11 protein-coding genes are annotated in these 16,445 nt (G+C 50.1%); 5 read left to right on the top strand and 6 right to left on the bottom strand.

Going from position 1 to position 16,445, the window contains the following annotated elements; genetic code table 11:
- Nucleotides 1–256 precede the first annotated feature (256 nt).
- The 5 genes from OL444_RS15700 to OL444_RS15680 all read left to right on the top strand — a co-directional run bounded on the left by OL444_RS15700 (nucleotide 257) and on the right by OL444_RS15680 (nucleotide 8,405).
- Nucleotides 257–835 (top strand): RNA polymerase sigma factor, encoded by a 579-nt coding sequence (locus OL444_RS15700; protein WP_264731840.1) that lies wholly within the window; start codon nucleotides 257–259, stop codon nucleotides 833–835.
- A 104-nt stretch (nucleotides 836–939) separates the two neighbouring features.
- Complete coding sequence (locus OL444_RS15695) at nucleotides 940–2,073, top strand: FecR family protein (protein WP_264731842.1); 1,134 nt, start codon at nucleotides 940–942, stop codon at nucleotides 2,071–2,073.
- Nucleotides 2,074–2,373: 300 nt separating this feature from the next.
- Nucleotides 2,374–5,796 (top strand): TonB-dependent receptor, encoded by a 3,423-nt coding sequence (locus OL444_RS15690; RefSeq protein WP_264731844.1) that lies wholly within the window; start codon nucleotides 2,374–2,376, stop codon nucleotides 5,794–5,796.
- Nucleotides 5,797–5,818: 22 nt separating this feature from the next.
- Nucleotides 5,819–7,279, top strand: coding sequence for a RagB/SusD family nutrient uptake outer membrane protein (locus OL444_RS15685; RefSeq protein WP_264731846.1), 1,461 nt, complete (start codon nucleotides 5,819–5,821; stop codon nucleotides 7,277–7,279).
- The gene (locus tag OL444_RS15680) at nucleotides 7,272–8,405 is read left to right on the top strand and encodes an AhpC/TSA family protein (protein ID WP_264731848.1); all 1,134 of its coding nucleotides are present in this window, start codon (nucleotides 7,272–7,274) and stop codon (nucleotides 8,403–8,405) included. Before OL444_RS15685 ends, OL444_RS15680 begins: the two co-directional genes overlap by 8 nt.
- 96 nt (nucleotides 8,406–8,501) lie before the next feature.
- Here the strand turns inward: OL444_RS15680 and OL444_RS15675 are convergent, their stop codons facing one another.
- The 6 genes from OL444_RS15675 to OL444_RS15650 all read right to left on the bottom strand — a co-directional run bounded on the left by OL444_RS15675 (nucleotide 8,502) and on the right by OL444_RS15650 (nucleotide 16,434).
- Complete coding sequence (locus OL444_RS15675; RefSeq protein WP_264731850.1) at nucleotides 8,502–9,575, bottom strand: dipeptidase; 1,074 nt, start codon at nucleotides 9,573–9,575, stop codon at nucleotides 8,502–8,504.
- Between the two features lie 15 nt (nucleotides 9,576–9,590).
- Nucleotides 9,591–10,628 carry a sugar kinase gene (locus OL444_RS15670; RefSeq protein WP_264731852.1) on the bottom strand — a complete coding sequence of 346 codons (1,038 nt, stop codon included), beginning with the start codon at nucleotides 10,626–10,628 and terminating at the stop codon, nucleotides 9,591–9,593.
- Nucleotides 10,629–10,713: 85 nt separating this feature from the next.
- The gene (locus OL444_RS15665; protein WP_264731853.1) at nucleotides 10,714–11,187 is read right to left on the bottom strand and encodes a RidA family protein; all 474 of its coding nucleotides are present in this window, start codon (nucleotides 11,185–11,187) and stop codon (nucleotides 10,714–10,716) included.
- A gap of 38 nt (nucleotides 11,188–11,225) precedes the next feature.
- A complete protein-coding gene (locus OL444_RS15660) occupies nucleotides 11,226–12,542 on the bottom strand; it encodes a gluconate:H+ symporter (protein WP_264731855.1) in 1,317 nt (438 codons plus the stop codon).
- Nucleotides 12,543–12,601: 59 nt separating this feature from the next.
- Nucleotides 12,602–14,884 carry a beta-N-acetylhexosaminidase gene (locus OL444_RS15655; RefSeq protein ID WP_264731857.1) on the bottom strand — a complete coding sequence of 761 codons (2,283 nt, stop codon included), beginning with the start codon at nucleotides 14,882–14,884 and terminating at the stop codon, nucleotides 12,602–12,604.
- A 2-nt stretch (nucleotides 14,885–14,886) separates the two neighbouring features.
- On the bottom strand, nucleotides 14,887–16,434 hold the full coding sequence (locus OL444_RS15650) for a SusD/RagB family nutrient-binding outer membrane lipoprotein (protein WP_264731860.1): 1,548 nt from the start codon (nucleotides 16,432–16,434) through the stop codon (nucleotides 14,887–14,889).
- Between the last annotated feature and the right edge of the window lie 11 nt (nucleotides 16,435–16,445).

Genomic DNA, 16,445 nt, shown 5'->3' with positions numbered 1-16,445 from the left:
AATAATACAAAAAATCAACAAATTTCCCTCCTGTCATTATCCTGCTTGATAATTTCCTATCTTCCGCTGCTAAAAACAGCGCTATTTTAGCAATTAACCAACGCGTACCGGATAAATACCGCCGCCAGGACGAGCAATAAATACATAAATGCTGTAATTTTTCTGAAAATTGTTCTAATGTTGCGCATAACTTGTATCCATGCAGGGGCAGCACTGATACACACCATCGTACAAACAAAAGGGGCTTAATACACACATGACAGACTATACCGTGCTTAGTGATCCTGAATTGGCAACACTGCTGGCAGCAGACAGTGAACTGGCTTTTGCGGAGATCTATCGCCGTTATAGCCGCCTGCTGTTTGGGTATGCCTGCAAAAAGCTGCAGGACCCCGAAGAGGCCAAAGATATTGTACAGGAAATTTTTGTACAGCTGTGGAACAAGCGTAATACCTACTCCATGCAAACTTCGCTGGCAGGCTATCTGTACCGGTCTGTACGCAACAGGGCGCTGGATCTCTTTGCCCATAAAAAGGTGGCCGACCAGTACCTCACTTCCCTGCAACACTTCCTGGATCAGGATAATATCCTCACCGACCACCTGGTACGGGAAAAAGAAATTACCCTGCTCATAGAAAAAGAAATCGCTGCCCTGCCGCCCAAAATGCGGGAAGTATTTGAATTAAGCAGAAAGGCACATCTAAGCCACCGCGAGATTGCCGACCGGCTGCACATCTCCGAACAAACCGTCACCAAACAGGTGAAGAAAGCACTGAAACTCCTGAAAGTCAGACTGGGTGTACTCCTTTACCTGATCTGGCAACTGCATTCCTGAATAGTTATCTTTTTTTTAAAAAAATTTTATCACGACGTACCCCCTGCGTAATACTTAACCGTCTTGTTTACAGGAGGACGACTGGAAGTCCTTGTTTTTAAGCTATGCAAAAAAGAGATGCGCAAACATTACTGACCAAATACAGAGCGGGCGAATGTACCGAAGAAGAGCTGCTGTTGTTGCGCAACTGGTTTCACCAGTTACCGGAAGCCGCTGATACCGGTTTGTCTGAAGCCGAACTGGATAGTATCGACCGGGACATGTGGCAGACCATCCAGCTGCGCAAAGACAAAACCAGGAAGGCATGGCCATGGCCACGCGTGGCGGCCGCAGCAGCAATGTTCCTGTTTGCGTCCGGAGGTATCCTGTTGTACCTTAATCGTACCGCGGCTCCACCAGCTGCCGGTACCCGACAGGTAGCTGCTACACCCATTATGCCCGGTGGCAAACGGGCTTTCCTGATATTGGAAAATGGCACCCGTATTTCGCTCACGGATGCCGCCAACGGAGAAATTGCCCGTCAGGCCGGCGTACAAATCACCAAAAAAGCCGATGGCCAGCTGGTATATCATATCCTGCCTTCCGATAATAAAGGCAGTGCCATCACTTACCATACCATTACCACGCCCCGCGGCGGCCAATACCAGGTGAACCTGCCGGATGGCAGCACAGTATGGCTGAATGCGGCCTCCTCGCTGCGTTTCCCCACCCGGTTCGCCGGCAGGGAGCGGAAAGTGGAACTCACCGGAGAAGCCAGCTTTGATGTCAGCAGAAATCCGGATGCACCCTTCCTGGTAGCTTCGGACAAACAAGTTATCACCGTTCTGGGCACACTGTTTAACGTGAACGCCTATCCGGAGATGAAAAACATCACCACCACCCTGCTGACCGGCAGTGTTAAAATCAGTCTCGTAAAAACCGGCGCCACCACCATCTTACAGCCGGGGCAACAAGCCATCGCAGATGAAACGGTAAGACTGACCACGGTAGATGCAGCGGAAGCCTTTTCATGGAAAACCGGCTATCTCGTATTCGGCAACGAAGACTTTAAAACGGTCATGAACCGCATTGCCAGATGGTACGATATGGAAATCGTGTACAAGACTACGCCACCCGATTTACAGCTCGGCGGCCGTATCTCTTTATACAAAGACCTGTCCGTAGTACTGTCGGCCATGGAAGCTACCGGCAAGGTACATTTTACCATCGCAGGCAGAACAATTATAGTAACAGCATAAAAAAACAGCAGCAACAGTCGCAGGAAACCCATCGGATGTGCCACCAACACATCGGTGAAAAAAGGGTTATCCGTTATTAAGCACCGAATTACCACCACCAGGCGCGCCACCAATGCCCCTGGCAGCTACACGGATCTATCCGTTTATAAATGTTCAGAAACGCAAGAATCAACCAAACCGCTATGTTACGGTATGCTGCAGCACACAGCAACATGGCCTGAAAAATCAACACAAGGAATGAAATTTTACACTAAAATTTTATGCAAGCCTCCGTGCGGCATAACTAAACTATTGCTGGTGATGAAACTAACTGTTGCTTTACTGATCGCTGCCACCTTACAGGTGAGCGCCCGTACTTATGCCCAGGGAATCACCCTGCGGGAGAAACAAACACCGATACCGGTCATCTTTAAAAAGATATGGACACAGACAGGCTACGATTTCGTATATGACCAGGCGTTATTAAATACCACCAGACCGGTAGATATCAATCTGCAAAATGCGACACTGGAAGAAGCCCTGACCGCCTGTTTTGCCAACCAGGAACTGACCTATACGGTGAAAGATAAAATTGTACTGGTAAAACAGCGCGCGGCCACCCATCCGGGTACCAGCCAGGCTTCCCGTGAAGTAAGAGGGAAAGTCACCGATGAACAGGGCACTCCCCTCCCCGGTGCTTCCATTAAAGTAAAAGGCAGTAACCAGGCTACCACGACCAACAATACCGGCGATTTTGTATTACCGGATGTAGCGCCCGATGCCGTACTGGTGATCTCCTTCGTGGGCTATCTGCCCCGGGAAATCAATGCTGCCGGCAACCTGGGCGTGATCCGGCTGCAGATCAATAATGCGAAGCTGGATGAAATTGTGGTCATCGCTTATGGTACCCAGAAAAAACAAAGCGTGGTAGGCGCCATTGCCGCCGTAACCGGTGAACAGCTGGCCAAACAACAGGTTGTCAGCGTTACCCAGGGGTTACAGGGCCTGGCAGCGGGTGTTACCGTTGTCAATTCTTCCGGACAACCCGGTAGTGCACCGGAGATCCGTATCCGTGGTATTGGTTCCATCAACGCCTCCTCCTCTCCGTTACTGGTCGTAGATGGTATTCCCTATGATGGCAACATCAATACCATCAACCCCAACGACGTGGAATCCATGAATGTGCTGAAAGACGCCAGCGCGGCCGCCTTATACGGTTCCCGTGCTGCCAACGGCGTTATCCTCATCTCCACCCGGAAAGGTCGTGGCGGCAAAGATCCGGCCATTACCGTGTATGGCAGCTATGGGCTTTCTTCCCGCGCTACCAAAGAATATGCGTTCGTATCTTCCGAAGACTATATGAAACTGGCCTGGGAAGCACAAAAGAACTATGCGATCTCCCAGAATATTGCCAACCCGGGTAAATATGCCTCCGATAACCTGATCACCGGCGTAAACACGTTCGGATTAAAATACAATCCCTACAACGTCGCCAATCCCATCGATGAAAACGGTAACCTGAAATCCGGCGCTACCCTGCTGTGGGATACCGATTGGGAAAAAGAAATCCGGAACCCGGCCATCCGCCGCAAAAATGTAGGCGTCAATGTATCCGGCGGCAGCGACAAATACAAATACTATATTTCTGCAGACTATCTCGATCAGGATGGGGTGGTACGGAACTCCAACTACAAACGTATCACCACCCGCTTTAACGGCGACGCCTATCTGAAAAAATGGTTGAAAGTCGGTGTCAATACCACCATTGCCTCCAGCAATGAAAACAACCCGACGCAGTCTGGCCCTACCTATAACAATGCGGTACAGTTCCCGCGGCTGGTGTCGTCCATCTATCCGTTATACCGGCGCAACGATGCCGGTGAAATTGTACTGGACAACAAACAGCAACCCATATACGATTTCGGATATCCCGTACCAGGCAATACCATCAACCATAGCCGGCCCGTTTCTGCCGCCGGTAATATGAACGTGGTATCCCTGCTGCAACGCGATAAAACCACCGGCCAGGGCTTACAAACATCCCTGAATGCCTATGGTGAAATCACCTTCACCGATTACCTGAAATTCAAATCCAATATCGGGGTAGACCGCTTCAACACCAACACCCTGCTGTATGCCAACCCTACTGTCGGCGATGCCGTTCCGGTAGGTGGCCGCGTACGTAAAGATGCGAACTTCACCAGCTCCTGGACCTGGAACAACATGTTGTCTTTCCAGAAAACTTTCGGCCTGCACAACATCGGCGCAATGGCCAGTGCGGAAGCCTATGACCTGAATATCAAAACCACTGCCGTAGGCAACACCGGCTTTCCAGTATCCGGCCTGGAAGAAGTAAGTGCCGGCGCCTCCAAGGAAACCTCCGAATCTGCTACCAGCAGAAACAGGATAGAAAGTTACCTGGGCCGTATTACCTATAGCTACAACGATAAATACTTCTTTGAAGGAACCCTCCGTACAGATGGTTCTACCAGATGGAGCAACAAAAAAAGATGGGGCGTATTTTATGCCGTGGGTGGTTCCTGGGTATTGTCTAATGAAGACTTCATGAAACACCAGTCTGTTTTTGACCTGGTGAAACTACGCGCTTCCTACGGAGAGCTGGGCAACCAGGCACTCCCGGAATACTTCCCCTACATCACCGCTTATGGTACTGGTTATAATGATCTCAGCTATCCGGGTATCTACAACAGCCTGCTGGGGAATCCCAATCTCAGCTGGGAAAAACTCGGTACCTATAATATCGGAGTGGACCTCTCCTTTGCCAACAACCGGATTGATCTCTCCCTCGAATACTACAACAAAAATACATTTGACCTGATATTCACCCGGCCTTTCCCTACTTCCACAGGCATCACCGGTATTACCGACAATATCGGCAAGCTGCGCAACAGTGGTATAGAAATTACCATTAACAGCCGGAATATGGTGAAAGGAGATTTCAAATGGTCGACTTCCTTTAACCTCACTACCTTGAAAAACCGCATCACGGCGCTGCCACAGGCTGCCATCATTTCCGGCAACAAACGCCTGGAAGTAGGCAACAGCTACGCTGCCTTCTGGATCTACGAGTGGGCAGGCGTAAACCCGGACAATGGTAAACCACAATGGTATGCCGATGATCCGAAAAATCCGGGCGGCACCGTGATTGTTAATCAGCTGGCGGCCATACCTGCTTCCGGCAGTAATCCGGGTTCTCCCGCTGCCAGAAGATCTTATCAGGGTAGTGCGCTGCCAACGATTACCGGCGGTTTAAGCAATAGTTTCAGCTACAAGCAGTTTGATCTTTCTTTCCTGCTGAACTATGCCTTTGGTGGTAAAATTCTGGATGCAGACTACATCCGCCTGATGCACGGCTTCTCCAGACTGGGTAGCTCCCTCAGCACCGACATCCTGGATCGCTGGCAAAAACCAGGCGATGTAACAGACGTACCCAAACTGGGCTTTGGTCAGAACGACTGGGAAAACGCTTCTACCCGGAACCTGTTCAGCGGGGATTATATCCGCCTGCGGAATATCACCCTCGGCTATACGCTGCCGGCTCACGTAACCGGTTATACGAACCAGGTGATTAAATCCTGCCGCATCTTCCTGCAGGCAGATAATATCTTCACCTGGTCCCGTACGAAAAAAGGAACAGATCCGGAACAGAACATAGACGGTACTACCAGAAACAGTTCTTCCGTATTCAAAACATTCAGTGTAGGCGTAAACGTTGGTTTATAATCCATCTCATTAAAGCGATTTTATGAAAAGAACCTTTCAACATATCAGTTATATAGGTTGCCTGGTAGCCCTGCTGGTGACCGGTTGCAACAAAAATTTCCTGGACGATCCCAAGCCTACCGATACGGTAGATCCGGCAGAAGTATTTGCTTCAGAAGCCGGTGTACGGGCCTTTTTCAATGGTATCTACAGCCTGTTGCGAACACAATGGCGCTCTCCTTCCGACGTATACGGCATTGTATCGGTAAACCTGGCCCGCGAAGTAAGAGGCGGAGATGTTTCCTTACCCAATGCCAACACCTATTACACCGATTACCTCTACGAGAACCGGGCAGCTACCTACCGCAGGAGCAGCTTTACCTGGGATTTTTTCTACAGCTTCATCAACTCGGCCAACAACCTGATCAGCGGCGTACATAACAGCCAGCTGGCAGAAAGCAGCAAACAGCAACTGGAAGCCGAAGGCCGCGCTTTCCGCGCCTGGTGCTACTTTGAGCTGGTACGGGAATTTTCCCGCTCCTACAGCGAACTGCCCGGCGGTCCCGGATTACCGATTTATACGGAACCAACTACGGCTTCCACCATCGGCCACCCACGTGCGGCGCTGCCGGAAGTGTATGCCCTCATCCGGTCCGACCTGGAATATGCCGTTACTTACCTGCCGGTGAAAAGAGCGAACGGCGGTTTAAAGGATATCATCAACCGGGACGTAGCCTATGGATTGCTGGCCCGGGTATACCTGGAGCTGGGCATGAAAGATCCTGCGTTCCTCACCAAAGCCATTACCGCTTCACAACAGGCGAGAGCCGGCTATCCGCTGAATGCAGCTGAACTTTCCGCTACCATGACCGCCGACTTTGCTACTAAAAAAGAAGTATTGTGGGGCTTCCCGCAGGCGCCGGATCAAACCATTTATTACGGCACCCCTTCTACTTTTTATGGCATCTCCGGCATCGGACCCTTCAACTTTTTTGTAGACAGTAACTTTGTAAGATTGTTTACCGACACAGATATCAGAAGAAGTAAGTTCGTGAATCCGGATGCTTCCTATGTAGGCCTCGCCAAATGGAAAACCATTAAATTCGGTACCACTACCAACTTTTCGGATTACATCGTGATGATGCGCTCTCCGGAAATGTACCTGATAGAAGCCGAAGCCAAAGCCAGGCTGAACGACGCCACTGCCGGCGATGTACTCTTTGCGGTACAGCAGAACAGAGATCCTGCCGCCACGCCGTCACACGCTACCGGCGCCGCCCTGATTGCAGAAATACTGGTGGAAAAAAGAAAAGAACTGTTTGGGGAAATTGGTATCGGCTTCCTCGATATCAAACGTACCAACGCACCGCTGGTAAGAAGCAACGGACATCCGGCCAACGCCGTATTCACCATTCCTGCCAACAGTGCCGGTTTCACCCTGCAGATTCCACAAACAGAATTTGATGCGAATCCGGCTTTAAAACCTACTGATCAGAATGATTAACCTACGCAATACACTCATCGCCGCCTGCGTGCTCCTCCCCATCCGGGGATGGGCACAACAGCCCGGCTACGTGATCAGCGGCATACTGCCTGCTGATACGGTTACCTACCAGGTATACCTGCAGTACGCTGTCAGCAAGGAAGAAAAAACCATCGACTCCACCACGGGCGCGCATGGAAAATTTGTGTTGCAGGGAAAAGTAGCCGCTCCCGTGAAAGCCACGCTGACAATCGTTTCTGCCTATCAGGCTGCACAGACATTGCCTTTCTACCTGGAGAATACCCGGATGACGGTACAGGTCAAAGATGCGCCACAATCAGCTGCCATCACCGGATCACCGCTGAATACCGCCTATCGCAAATATGCTACTTATCTGGAAAAACCGGAACAGCTGATGCAGGCCGTAAGCGCGGCTTACCGGAATGCGCCGGAAGAAAAACAAAAAGATCCTGCCTTCCGCGATCAGCTGGATGAACAGTATGCCCAGGCAGTAAAGCTGCAGGAACAGCTGCAATATGAATATATCAGCAACGAAGGCGATCCTTTTTTCAGCCTGCAGGCATTAAAGGATATTATCCGGCATACACCGGATCCGGCAAAAGTAGCAACGGTTTTCAGCACACTGCCGGCAGCCGTGCGGCAAAGTCCGGATGGGAAATTGCTCGCGCAAAAGATCACCATCGCACGTACAACCGCCATTGGCGCCCCGGCGCCGGATTTCGTACAGCCGGATGCAACAGGCAAAGCCGTGAAATTATCGCAGTTCCGTGGTAAATATGTGCTGGTTGATTTCTGGGCGTCGTGGTGTGGTCCCTGCCGCGCAGAAAATCCCAACCTGGTACGCCTCTACCACGCCTACAAAGACAAGGGCTTCACCATACTGGGTGTTTCACTGGACCGGAAAGATAAAAAGGCAGACTGGCAAAAAGCCATCCTGACCGATCAGTTGTCCTGGACACAGGTATCTGATCTGCAGGGCTGGAACAACGCCGTCGCCAAACAATATGGTATCGAATTTATTCCCCGGAATTTTCTGATAGATCCCAATGGCATCATCATTGGCCGGGATCTGAAAGGAGAAAAACTGGCCGCAAAGCTGGCTGGGTTGCCGGCCACCAATAAATAAAGCAAATCTTCGGGAGCCATCTGTACCCGCAAGCAGTGCTGTTCCCTTCAAACCGGAAAGTGGCACAGCGTGCGGGTATTTTTTTTGGAAGATGGGTTAATCAATCCAGGTACTTCTCAGCAAACGAAGCCAGTTGCCATGCATGATATTTTCAATATCAGCTGCCGCATAGCCGCGTTTCGTCAGCAAGGCGGGAATGGTTTGCAGATCAGCAATAGTTTCCAGGTCGTACGGACACTGTTCTTTACCGAAAGCCCCATCGAGATCCGTACCGATACCCACGTGCAGCGCATTGCCTGCCAGCTGGCAGATATGATCCATATGGTCTACCAGTTTCTCCAGGTTACACCCCATCGCTTCCGGCGTGGATTGTTGTCTTACCCATCCCGGTACCATCATCCAGGCATCCAGTGCACCACCAATAACAGCACCCTTCTGAATCAACACCCGGATCATATCATCACTGAACTGACGGTTATGATCTACCAGTGTACGGCAGTTGTTATGACTGGCCCAGATAGCGCCGTTATAGAGATCCATGGCATCCCAGAATGCATCATCGCAGAGGTGCGTGGCATCCAGGATCATGTTCAGCTGTTCCATTTCTTTCAGCAGCGCACGTCCCTGTTCTTTCAGCCCACCAGTAGCATCCGTACCATTGGCATAACGCCCGGGTCCGTAGTGTGCCGGCCCGATAGCCCGCAAACCTTTATTATAAGCCTTTTCTACGTGTTTAAGGGTTACCAGTGAATCTGCCCCTTCCAAGCTCAGGATATAGCCGATTGGCTTACCGTCATTCGGTTTACCATCGTTCCATAACAGCAGGTGTTGTTCCAGTCCTTTGCGGTCTTTGATCATCACCATTTCGCCGGCGTCTTCCATTGCCTTGTACCAGGCCAGCTGTCCCTGTGTCTGGGCCCATGCCTGTTCCGGCGAATGCCATCCCGGCAATTTGTTATCCGGCGCCACATAGCGGGCAATCTGTGTGGCGACTACCAGACCGATATTTCCTTTTCTTAATTCCGGAAAGGCTACTACCCCTTTTGCCCGGTCGGGCTTATCCGTCAGGCCGGCTTCCCGCTCCCGGATGGCAGCAACGGGTTGCTGCAGATCTCTGTTCCACTCCAGCGCATTCATGCTGAGATCCAAATGTGCATCTATCGTAAACATCGTTGTATTTAATTTTTAGCGTACTATTCTTCCTGACAGGCCGTTTGTCATCAGGGTTTCCACTTCCTGCCTGCTGATGATTGCCCAATCGCCGGGAATACTTTGTTTGAGCGTGCCGCAGGCAGTGGCAAAATCAATGATCGTCTGGGGCGCCTCTCCCCTCATTAAACCATGCAACATTCCTGCAGTAAAAGCATCACCGGTACCAATCTGGTCTGTAACATGTGACAGGGCAAAGCCTTTGGAAAAATAAAAATCACCGGCATGTGCCAGTGCGCCGGAATACCATAGCTGATTCCCTTCTGTTCTACGGAAACTCATGCCCAGTGTTTTCAGCCGGGGCATATGTGGCTGCAACGCGGTAAAACATTGCCGGAATCTTTCTGCAACGGGCAACTGCGGATCGGTAGTGATACCGTAATATACCTGCACCGCATCCAGATCTGCCACGGCAATATCACTGTGTTGCAACAACGCAGGCATCACTGCCTGTGGGTGTTTACCATATTTCCATAAGGTAGTCCGGTAATTGAAGTCAGCCGAAATAATCAGGCCCGCTTCCCGGGCAGCCGTCAGCGCTTCCGCGCAAACTGCCGCCGCACTGTCCGACAACGCAGCCGCTACACCCGACCAATGGAAATAGTGCGTATGCTGTAAAATACTTTTCCAATCCATATCGCCGGGCTGCAACGAATCAAAGGCGGTACCTGTGCGGTCATAAATTACCCTTGCCGGACGGATATGATTACCGGATTCCGTAAAATACAATCCCAGCTTATGACCGCCGTATTGTATTTTACTGGTCTCCACACCCTGACTCCTCAACTGTTGTATACCTGCGGCAGCGATATCATTATCCGGTACACGGGTAATATAATCCACCGGAATTCCCAGTCTGGCCAGCAACACACATACATTGGCTTCTGCGCCCGCGTAATAGGCCGTATAGCCATCCGTTTGCTGAAACCGTTTACCACTGTTGCTGTGCAGTCTTAACAGGAACTCCCCGAAAGCGGCCAATCGCATATCTTTATTACCATCCGGCTTTTGCATTGCTCCATATTTTAAGGGAAAGTAAATATTTTCCCTGAATTCTGTACCAGCCAGTCAGCCGTCTGTCATTTACTGCCGGGATTTATCAGTACAGTTCGAACAATGCTTCTATTTCCACTGGAATATTATCCGGTAAAGAACCAAAGCCCACAGCACTTCTTACACCAATACCATTTTCTTCGCCCCATACTGCTGCAAACAGTTCACTGCAACCATTAATGATATAAGGATGACGTTCAAAATCAGGCGTACAGTTCACCATGCCCAATACCTTGATCACTCTTTTTATTTTATCGAGACTACCCACATGGGTTTTGATGGTAGACAACATCGTTAAACCTACCTGTCTGGCAGACAACTTGCCCTGTTCCATATCCAGTGCATCTCCGATACGGCCGATGATGAGGGAACGGTCCTGTTGTACCGGACCATGACCAGAAAGATACAGGTACTTGCCATCAATCAGAAAAGGTTTGTATACTCCTAATGGCGCCGGCGCCGGTGGTAATTCCAACCCCAGGGCGGCAAATTTTTCTTCTGCGTTGTTAGTGTTTTCCATTTTTCGATGATTTAAAATTACTGATAAAAAAAATTCAATTACAGGAAGTAATCCAGTATCAATACACCTATCAGGCCCATTACGCCTACGATAGTTTCCATGACAGACCAGGATAAAAAAGTATGTTTGATACTGAGGTTAAAATATTCTTTGAACAACCAGAAGCCGGCATCATTCACATGCGAAAACATCAGGCTGCCGGCACCTACAGACAATACCATCAGATTGGGATCTACCTGTTCCCGGACCATTAAAGGCAGAATCATACCCGCTGCAGTAATCCCTGCAATGGTAGCAGAACCGATACAGGCGCGGATCAGCGCCGCCGTCAGCCATCCCAGTATCAATACCGGAATATGCCACGACTGCATCACCACGGCAATCTGTTCGCTCACGCCACTATCTGCCAACACCTGCTTCAACGCGCCTGCCCCGCCGATAATCAGCAGAATCATTACCACATCTTTCACAGCGTCTGCATACACCTGCATAACACTTTTGATACTCCTTTGCTGTAAAACACCCAGCGAAAAAGTAGCCACCAGCAAACAGCACAGCATCACCACAGTAGCATCTCCGGCAAAAGCCATGAACTGCTTACAGGCAGGCGTACTGTCTTTCAACAGGTACTGCAATCCCGTGATGAGCACCAACAAAATAACCGGCAGCAATGCCGTCAGAAAGCTGTTGGCACTGCCAGGCACCTGCGTATCCGGTGTAGCATCGGACTTAAAAAGTGTAGCCGGCGCCGTAGGAATATTTTTCAGGTAACGGGCAAAAAACGGCCCGCCTACCAGCAAAGCAGGAATAGCCACCAGTAATCCATAGATGAGGGTAAGTCCCATATCTGCATGAAACTGGGTTACCAGCGCTGCCGGCGAAGGATGTGGCGGTAAGAAACCGTGGGTAATAGATAATGCTGCCAGGGTAGGCAAACCAATATATACTGCCGGCAATTTATACTGATATACCACCGAAAAAATAAGCGGTACCATCAGCACAAAACCAACGCCGTAATACAAGGGAATACCGATAATAAAACCGGCAATGAGCAACGCCCACTGCAAATATTTAGGGCCGAAAACCCGCATGAGGGTATTGGCAATCTGCCGGGCAGCCCCGCTTTCCGCGACCAGTTTCCCCAGCATGGCACCCAGTGCAATAATAGACACCAGGCCCCCAAGCGTATCACCGATGCCCTTTTGCAGGGACCCTGGAATTTTATTGGCCGGGATGCCGAGCAGCAACCCCGCCAGTATAGATACCAGGAGGAAGGCCACAAAGGCATTCATCTTCCCCCAGGTGAGTAACAAAATCAATATCAGGATACAAAGAAAAACGATGAAAAAAGCCATGTTGTGAATGTGTTGATGAATGTGTGATACCTGTGTGCGCTATTCCTGTATACGCGCTGTTAATTCACCAGCAACTCATCCACCATCAGCAGGCTGTTACCACCTGCGCCATATTCACCTGCCGGAATCACTCCTTTATTGATCGCTTTTACTTTGATATATCTGGCCTTCATCGCCGGTACGGCTAAACGAACTTCGTTGATACCATTCACCGGAAATGCGTTGGCGGCACCCAGCTGCTGATAATGCACTCCATCTTCGGAGGCTTCAAACTGCAGCGATACCGGCGCCCACATTTTTTGCCAGTGATAGTTCAGGATATTGGCGCCTGCCTGCCGGATGGTTTCCACCGCACCCAGGTCGATCACCGCATCCAGGTCATTCACCGAAAAACCCAACCATTGCTGGTCGTTAAAACGGTGCGTACCTGCCACCCCATTTACCAGCTTGCCGGCGCCACCACCATATTTGGCGCCTGGCTGTTGCTGCAGCGTAATGGCTGCACCAGTAGCTTTATGCACCAGGAATGGCTGCCGGAATACCCGTCCTACAGGTTTACCTGCTTCAAACAGTTGCGCCTGGAAGTCCGTATTGCCGGAGAGTACGATCCTTCCTTTGTACAGCGGGCTTTTCAGACCAGGCGTACTGCCATCTGTGGTATAACGGATCTGTGCATTCGTGGCATAGGTATGCAGGGAGATATATAACTTTCTTTTACCTACGCTGTCCAGCGTATAATTGATTTCCTGATACACTGGTTTATGGGCAATACCTACTTGCTGTAAGAGCGGTTGCTGCGCTTCGAGGCGACTGGTAAAGTCATTGAAATCCCTGACATGCTGCGGCGACCAGGCTCTTTCCGCCATGGCTTGCAAACGAGGGAAGATCATGTAGCGTGCGTGTTCTGCAGTAGGCAGGTATTCACTCCAGATTTCACCCTGGATACCCGCAATAAATGGCAGCAGGGCTGTATCTGCAGCCACGTGCAATGGTTCGTAAGCATATACTTCGTCTAACGGGGTAAAGCCTCCTGCTGCCACTTTTTCTGCAGGGTATAATGATTGATAGTGATCAAAATACAACTCGTCTTCGGGAGTCATGATCACTTGTTGTTGTTGCCTGGCGGCGGATACTGCGCCCTCTACTCCTCTCCAGCTCATCACCGTTGCGCCGGGGGCCAGCCCGCCTTCCAGGATTTCATCCCAGCCTATGATACTACGTCCTTTACTATTTACATAATCACTGATACGGCGGATAAAATAACTTTGCAGCGCCGATTCATCCGGCAGGTGCAATTGTTTCATCCGTTGCTGACAGGCCGCACATACTTTCCACCGGGCCTTCGGACACTCATCCCCACCGATATGGATATACGAAGAAGGGAACAAGGCGATCACTTCATCCAATACATCCTGCAGAAAGAAGAAAGTGCTGTCTTTACCCGCGCAGAAAACATCATCGAATACGCCCCAGAACTGCGCCGTTTTATAAGGACCGCCGGTACAACCCAGCGTTGGATAGGCTGTCAGGGCTGCCAAAGCATGTCCCGGCATTTCTATCTCCGGAATAACATTAATATGCCGTGCCGCCGCATAGGCGATCACGGACTTCACTTCTTCCTGTGTATAAAAACCACCGTAACGTTTTCCATCAAAGCGGTGTGGTAATTCTTTTTTATGGCCGATCATGGTTTGGTCGCGCCATGCAGCTACACTTTGCAGCCGCGGATATTTTTTGATTTCAATCCGCCATCCCTGGTCATCCGTGAGGTGCCAGTGGAAATTATTGATCTTGTACAGGGCCAGCTGGTCAATAAACTGTTTGATGAATTCCACAGAAAAGAAATGGCGGCCCACATCGAGGTGCATTCCTCTATAGCCGAAGCGCGGGTAGTCTGCAATCCGTGCACCCGGAACGGCTAAAGAACCTGACGTGGTATGCCGCCATAATTGCCGCATGGTTTCCATTGCATATACGACACCAATTGGACCGCGTGCTATAAGTTTTACCTGCTGAGATCCAGCCTGTAACAGGTAACCTTCTTTGTGTGTAACCGCCAGTGTATCTATTTCTAAAATAATTTTCTTAGGGGCCTGGGCAACATTTACCGGCAGTTCCAACCCGCTTGCTGCGTGTATGTATTCCCGTAGCAACGCTGCTTCCGGCGCGAGGCCGGAAGCAGCAATAATGCTAACATTTGCAGTGATATAAAATGTATCCGTGCTATAGGAAGCGGCTACGGGTAAAGGGATCACGGCCGCTGTGGGAGCAGCCCCCTTCCTTTGCGCAAGTAGGCAGTTATGAACGATCGTTAGTATGGTTATCAGTAATATCTTTTTCATATTTATTTATCCCACCAGATTCTCGTAGTTAACAAATCAGGTCCTTGCCTGCTGATTGCTGCATTATAGTTGGCAGCATTGATACCTTGTTCCGCCTGGGAATAAGGGAAGCGACGGGGAATAATACCGCCGGTAGCATTACCGATATAGTTCACCGGTGTCAGCTGCGGATAACCGGTTCTTCTCCAGTTTGCATAGGCTTCATGTTCATCCAGCAGTAATGCCGCCCAGAACTGAGAATGGATCTGGTTCATCTGTGCGTCAAAATTACCGGTAGTCGTCAGCGGATGATCGTTGACAAACTGGTCGATCTTAGCAGGAGCAATGGTACCAGCCGGACCAAACAGGGCCCAGTTACGTAAAGCCGCTGTTACGCCGTTGCGGAACAACTGGGCTTTATCACCACTACCCCATCCGCGTAAAGCTACTTCACTCATCAGCAGGTTGGTTTCTGCATTGGTAAGCAACAACAGCGGAGAACCATATTGCAGGATCGTAGCCGGATTCGGTTCGGAGAAGGTCACGAAATCAGCGCCTTTTTTATCGGTGCCATTGGGCATGCCCTGTTGAATGGCGGCGGAAGTATCTGCCACACCATTGTTCCATACCACTGCTACCACACCTAAACGCGGATCGTGCTGTGTTTTCAGGAAGTCGATAAATGTTTTGCTGAACTTACCCCACTCTGTATTGTTTTTGCCTTTAGCGCCGGTCACATAATCCTGTGATGCCAGCTCAAATGCGATGGGGTTGTTGTTATAGGTTTGCGGACCATTGGTATAACGCAGTACGGCGTTGTCGGTACCTTCTGTAATCACGCCACCGGCGATCGCTTTCAACGCCCAGTCTTTCGTAGGAATTTTACCATCTGTTACCTTGGTGGTACGCATGGCTACACGCAGCATCAGGGAATAACCAAATTTCTTCCACTGCGCAATGTTACCATTGTACAACAGGTCGGCGGATCCGAAAGTAGGTTTGCTGTTGTCAAATGCTTTGATAGCCTCGTCCAGCTCTTTCAGCATATCGGCATAGATGTCTGCCTGTGTATCATACTTTGGCTGAAAAACATTGCTCCGTCCTTTTATCGCATCAGAATAAGGTACGTCTCCGTACAGATCGGTGATACGTTGCATCAGCAACACTTTCCAGATACGGGTGGCCGACAGTTTGTTCACGTTTTCCGGCGCCTGGGCGGCGTTGATAATTTCGCCCAGGGTGGTAATTGCGTTGGTATAGATATAACGGAAATAAAAGCTTTGGTAGAAATCATTCACCGCATATTTATCGCCACATCCCGCACCGGCAATTTCCTTGGCGGTGGCGAAGTGCTGGATAAAGTTACCGCAGTTGAGATAAGAGGTATAAAAATATCCGCGGTCGTAAGGCAGGTTTCCTTTCAGTAAACTCTGCGTAAACAGCAGGTCTACATTGGGCTTCTCTGCGGCATTCGGGTTGATATTCATCTTCTCAAAACCTTTGTCGCAGGACGCCAGGCCGAGCACCGCACTTGTCAGCAGGAGAAAGGTATATTTAGCAAAACGTTGCATGTATTGACTAT

Origin of the sequence: Chitinophaga nivalis, from assembly GCF_025989125.1 — a bacterium.
Taxonomy (GTDB): domain Bacteria; phylum Bacteroidota; class Bacteroidia; order Chitinophagales; family Chitinophagaceae; genus Chitinophaga; species Chitinophaga nivalis.
The sequence above is the reverse complement of the archived record's forward strand: the minus strand, read 5'-3'. Positions and strand labels throughout refer to the sequence as shown.

What these genes read in the sequence shown, in the direction of transcription:
- OL444_RS15685 (WP_264731846.1), top strand. Translation starts at nt 5,819, where the DNA reads ATGAAAAGAACCTTTCAACATATCAGTTATATAGGTTGCCTGGTAGCC.
- OL444_RS15660 (WP_264731855.1), bottom strand. Translation starts at nt 12,542, where the DNA reads ATGGCTTTTTTCATCGTTTTTCTTTGTATCCTGATATTGATTTTGTTA.
- OL444_RS15680 (WP_264731848.1), top strand. Translation starts at nt 7,272, where the DNA reads ATGATTAACCTACGCAATACACTCATCGCCGCCTGCGTGCTCCTCCCC.
- OL444_RS15655 (WP_264731857.1), bottom strand. Translation starts at nt 14,884, where the DNA reads ATGAAAAAGATATTACTGATAACCATACTAACGATCGTTCATAACTGC.
- OL444_RS15690 (WP_264731844.1), top strand. Translation starts at nt 2,374, where the DNA reads ATGAAACTAACTGTTGCTTTACTGATCGCTGCCACCTTACAGGTGAGC.
- OL444_RS15650 (WP_264731860.1), bottom strand. Translation starts at nt 16,434, where the DNA reads ATGCAACGTTTTGCTAAATATACCTTTCTCCTGCTGACAAGTGCGGTG.
- OL444_RS15675 (WP_264731850.1), bottom strand. Translation starts at nt 9,575, where the DNA reads ATGTTTACGATAGATGCACATTTGGATCTCAGCATGAATGCGCTGGAG.
- OL444_RS15665 (WP_264731853.1), bottom strand. Translation starts at nt 11,187, where the DNA reads ATGGAAAACACTAACAACGCAGAAGAAAAATTTGCCGCCCTGGGGTTG.
- OL444_RS15695 (WP_264731842.1), top strand. Translation starts at nt 940, where the DNA reads ATGCAAAAAAGAGATGCGCAAACATTACTGACCAAATACAGAGCGGGC.
- OL444_RS15700 (WP_264731840.1), top strand. Translation starts at nt 257, where the DNA reads ATGACAGACTATACCGTGCTTAGTGATCCTGAATTGGCAACACTGCTG.
- OL444_RS15670 (WP_264731852.1), bottom strand. Translation starts at nt 10,628, where the DNA reads ATGCAAAAGCCGGATGGTAATAAAGATATGCGATTGGCCGCTTTCGGG.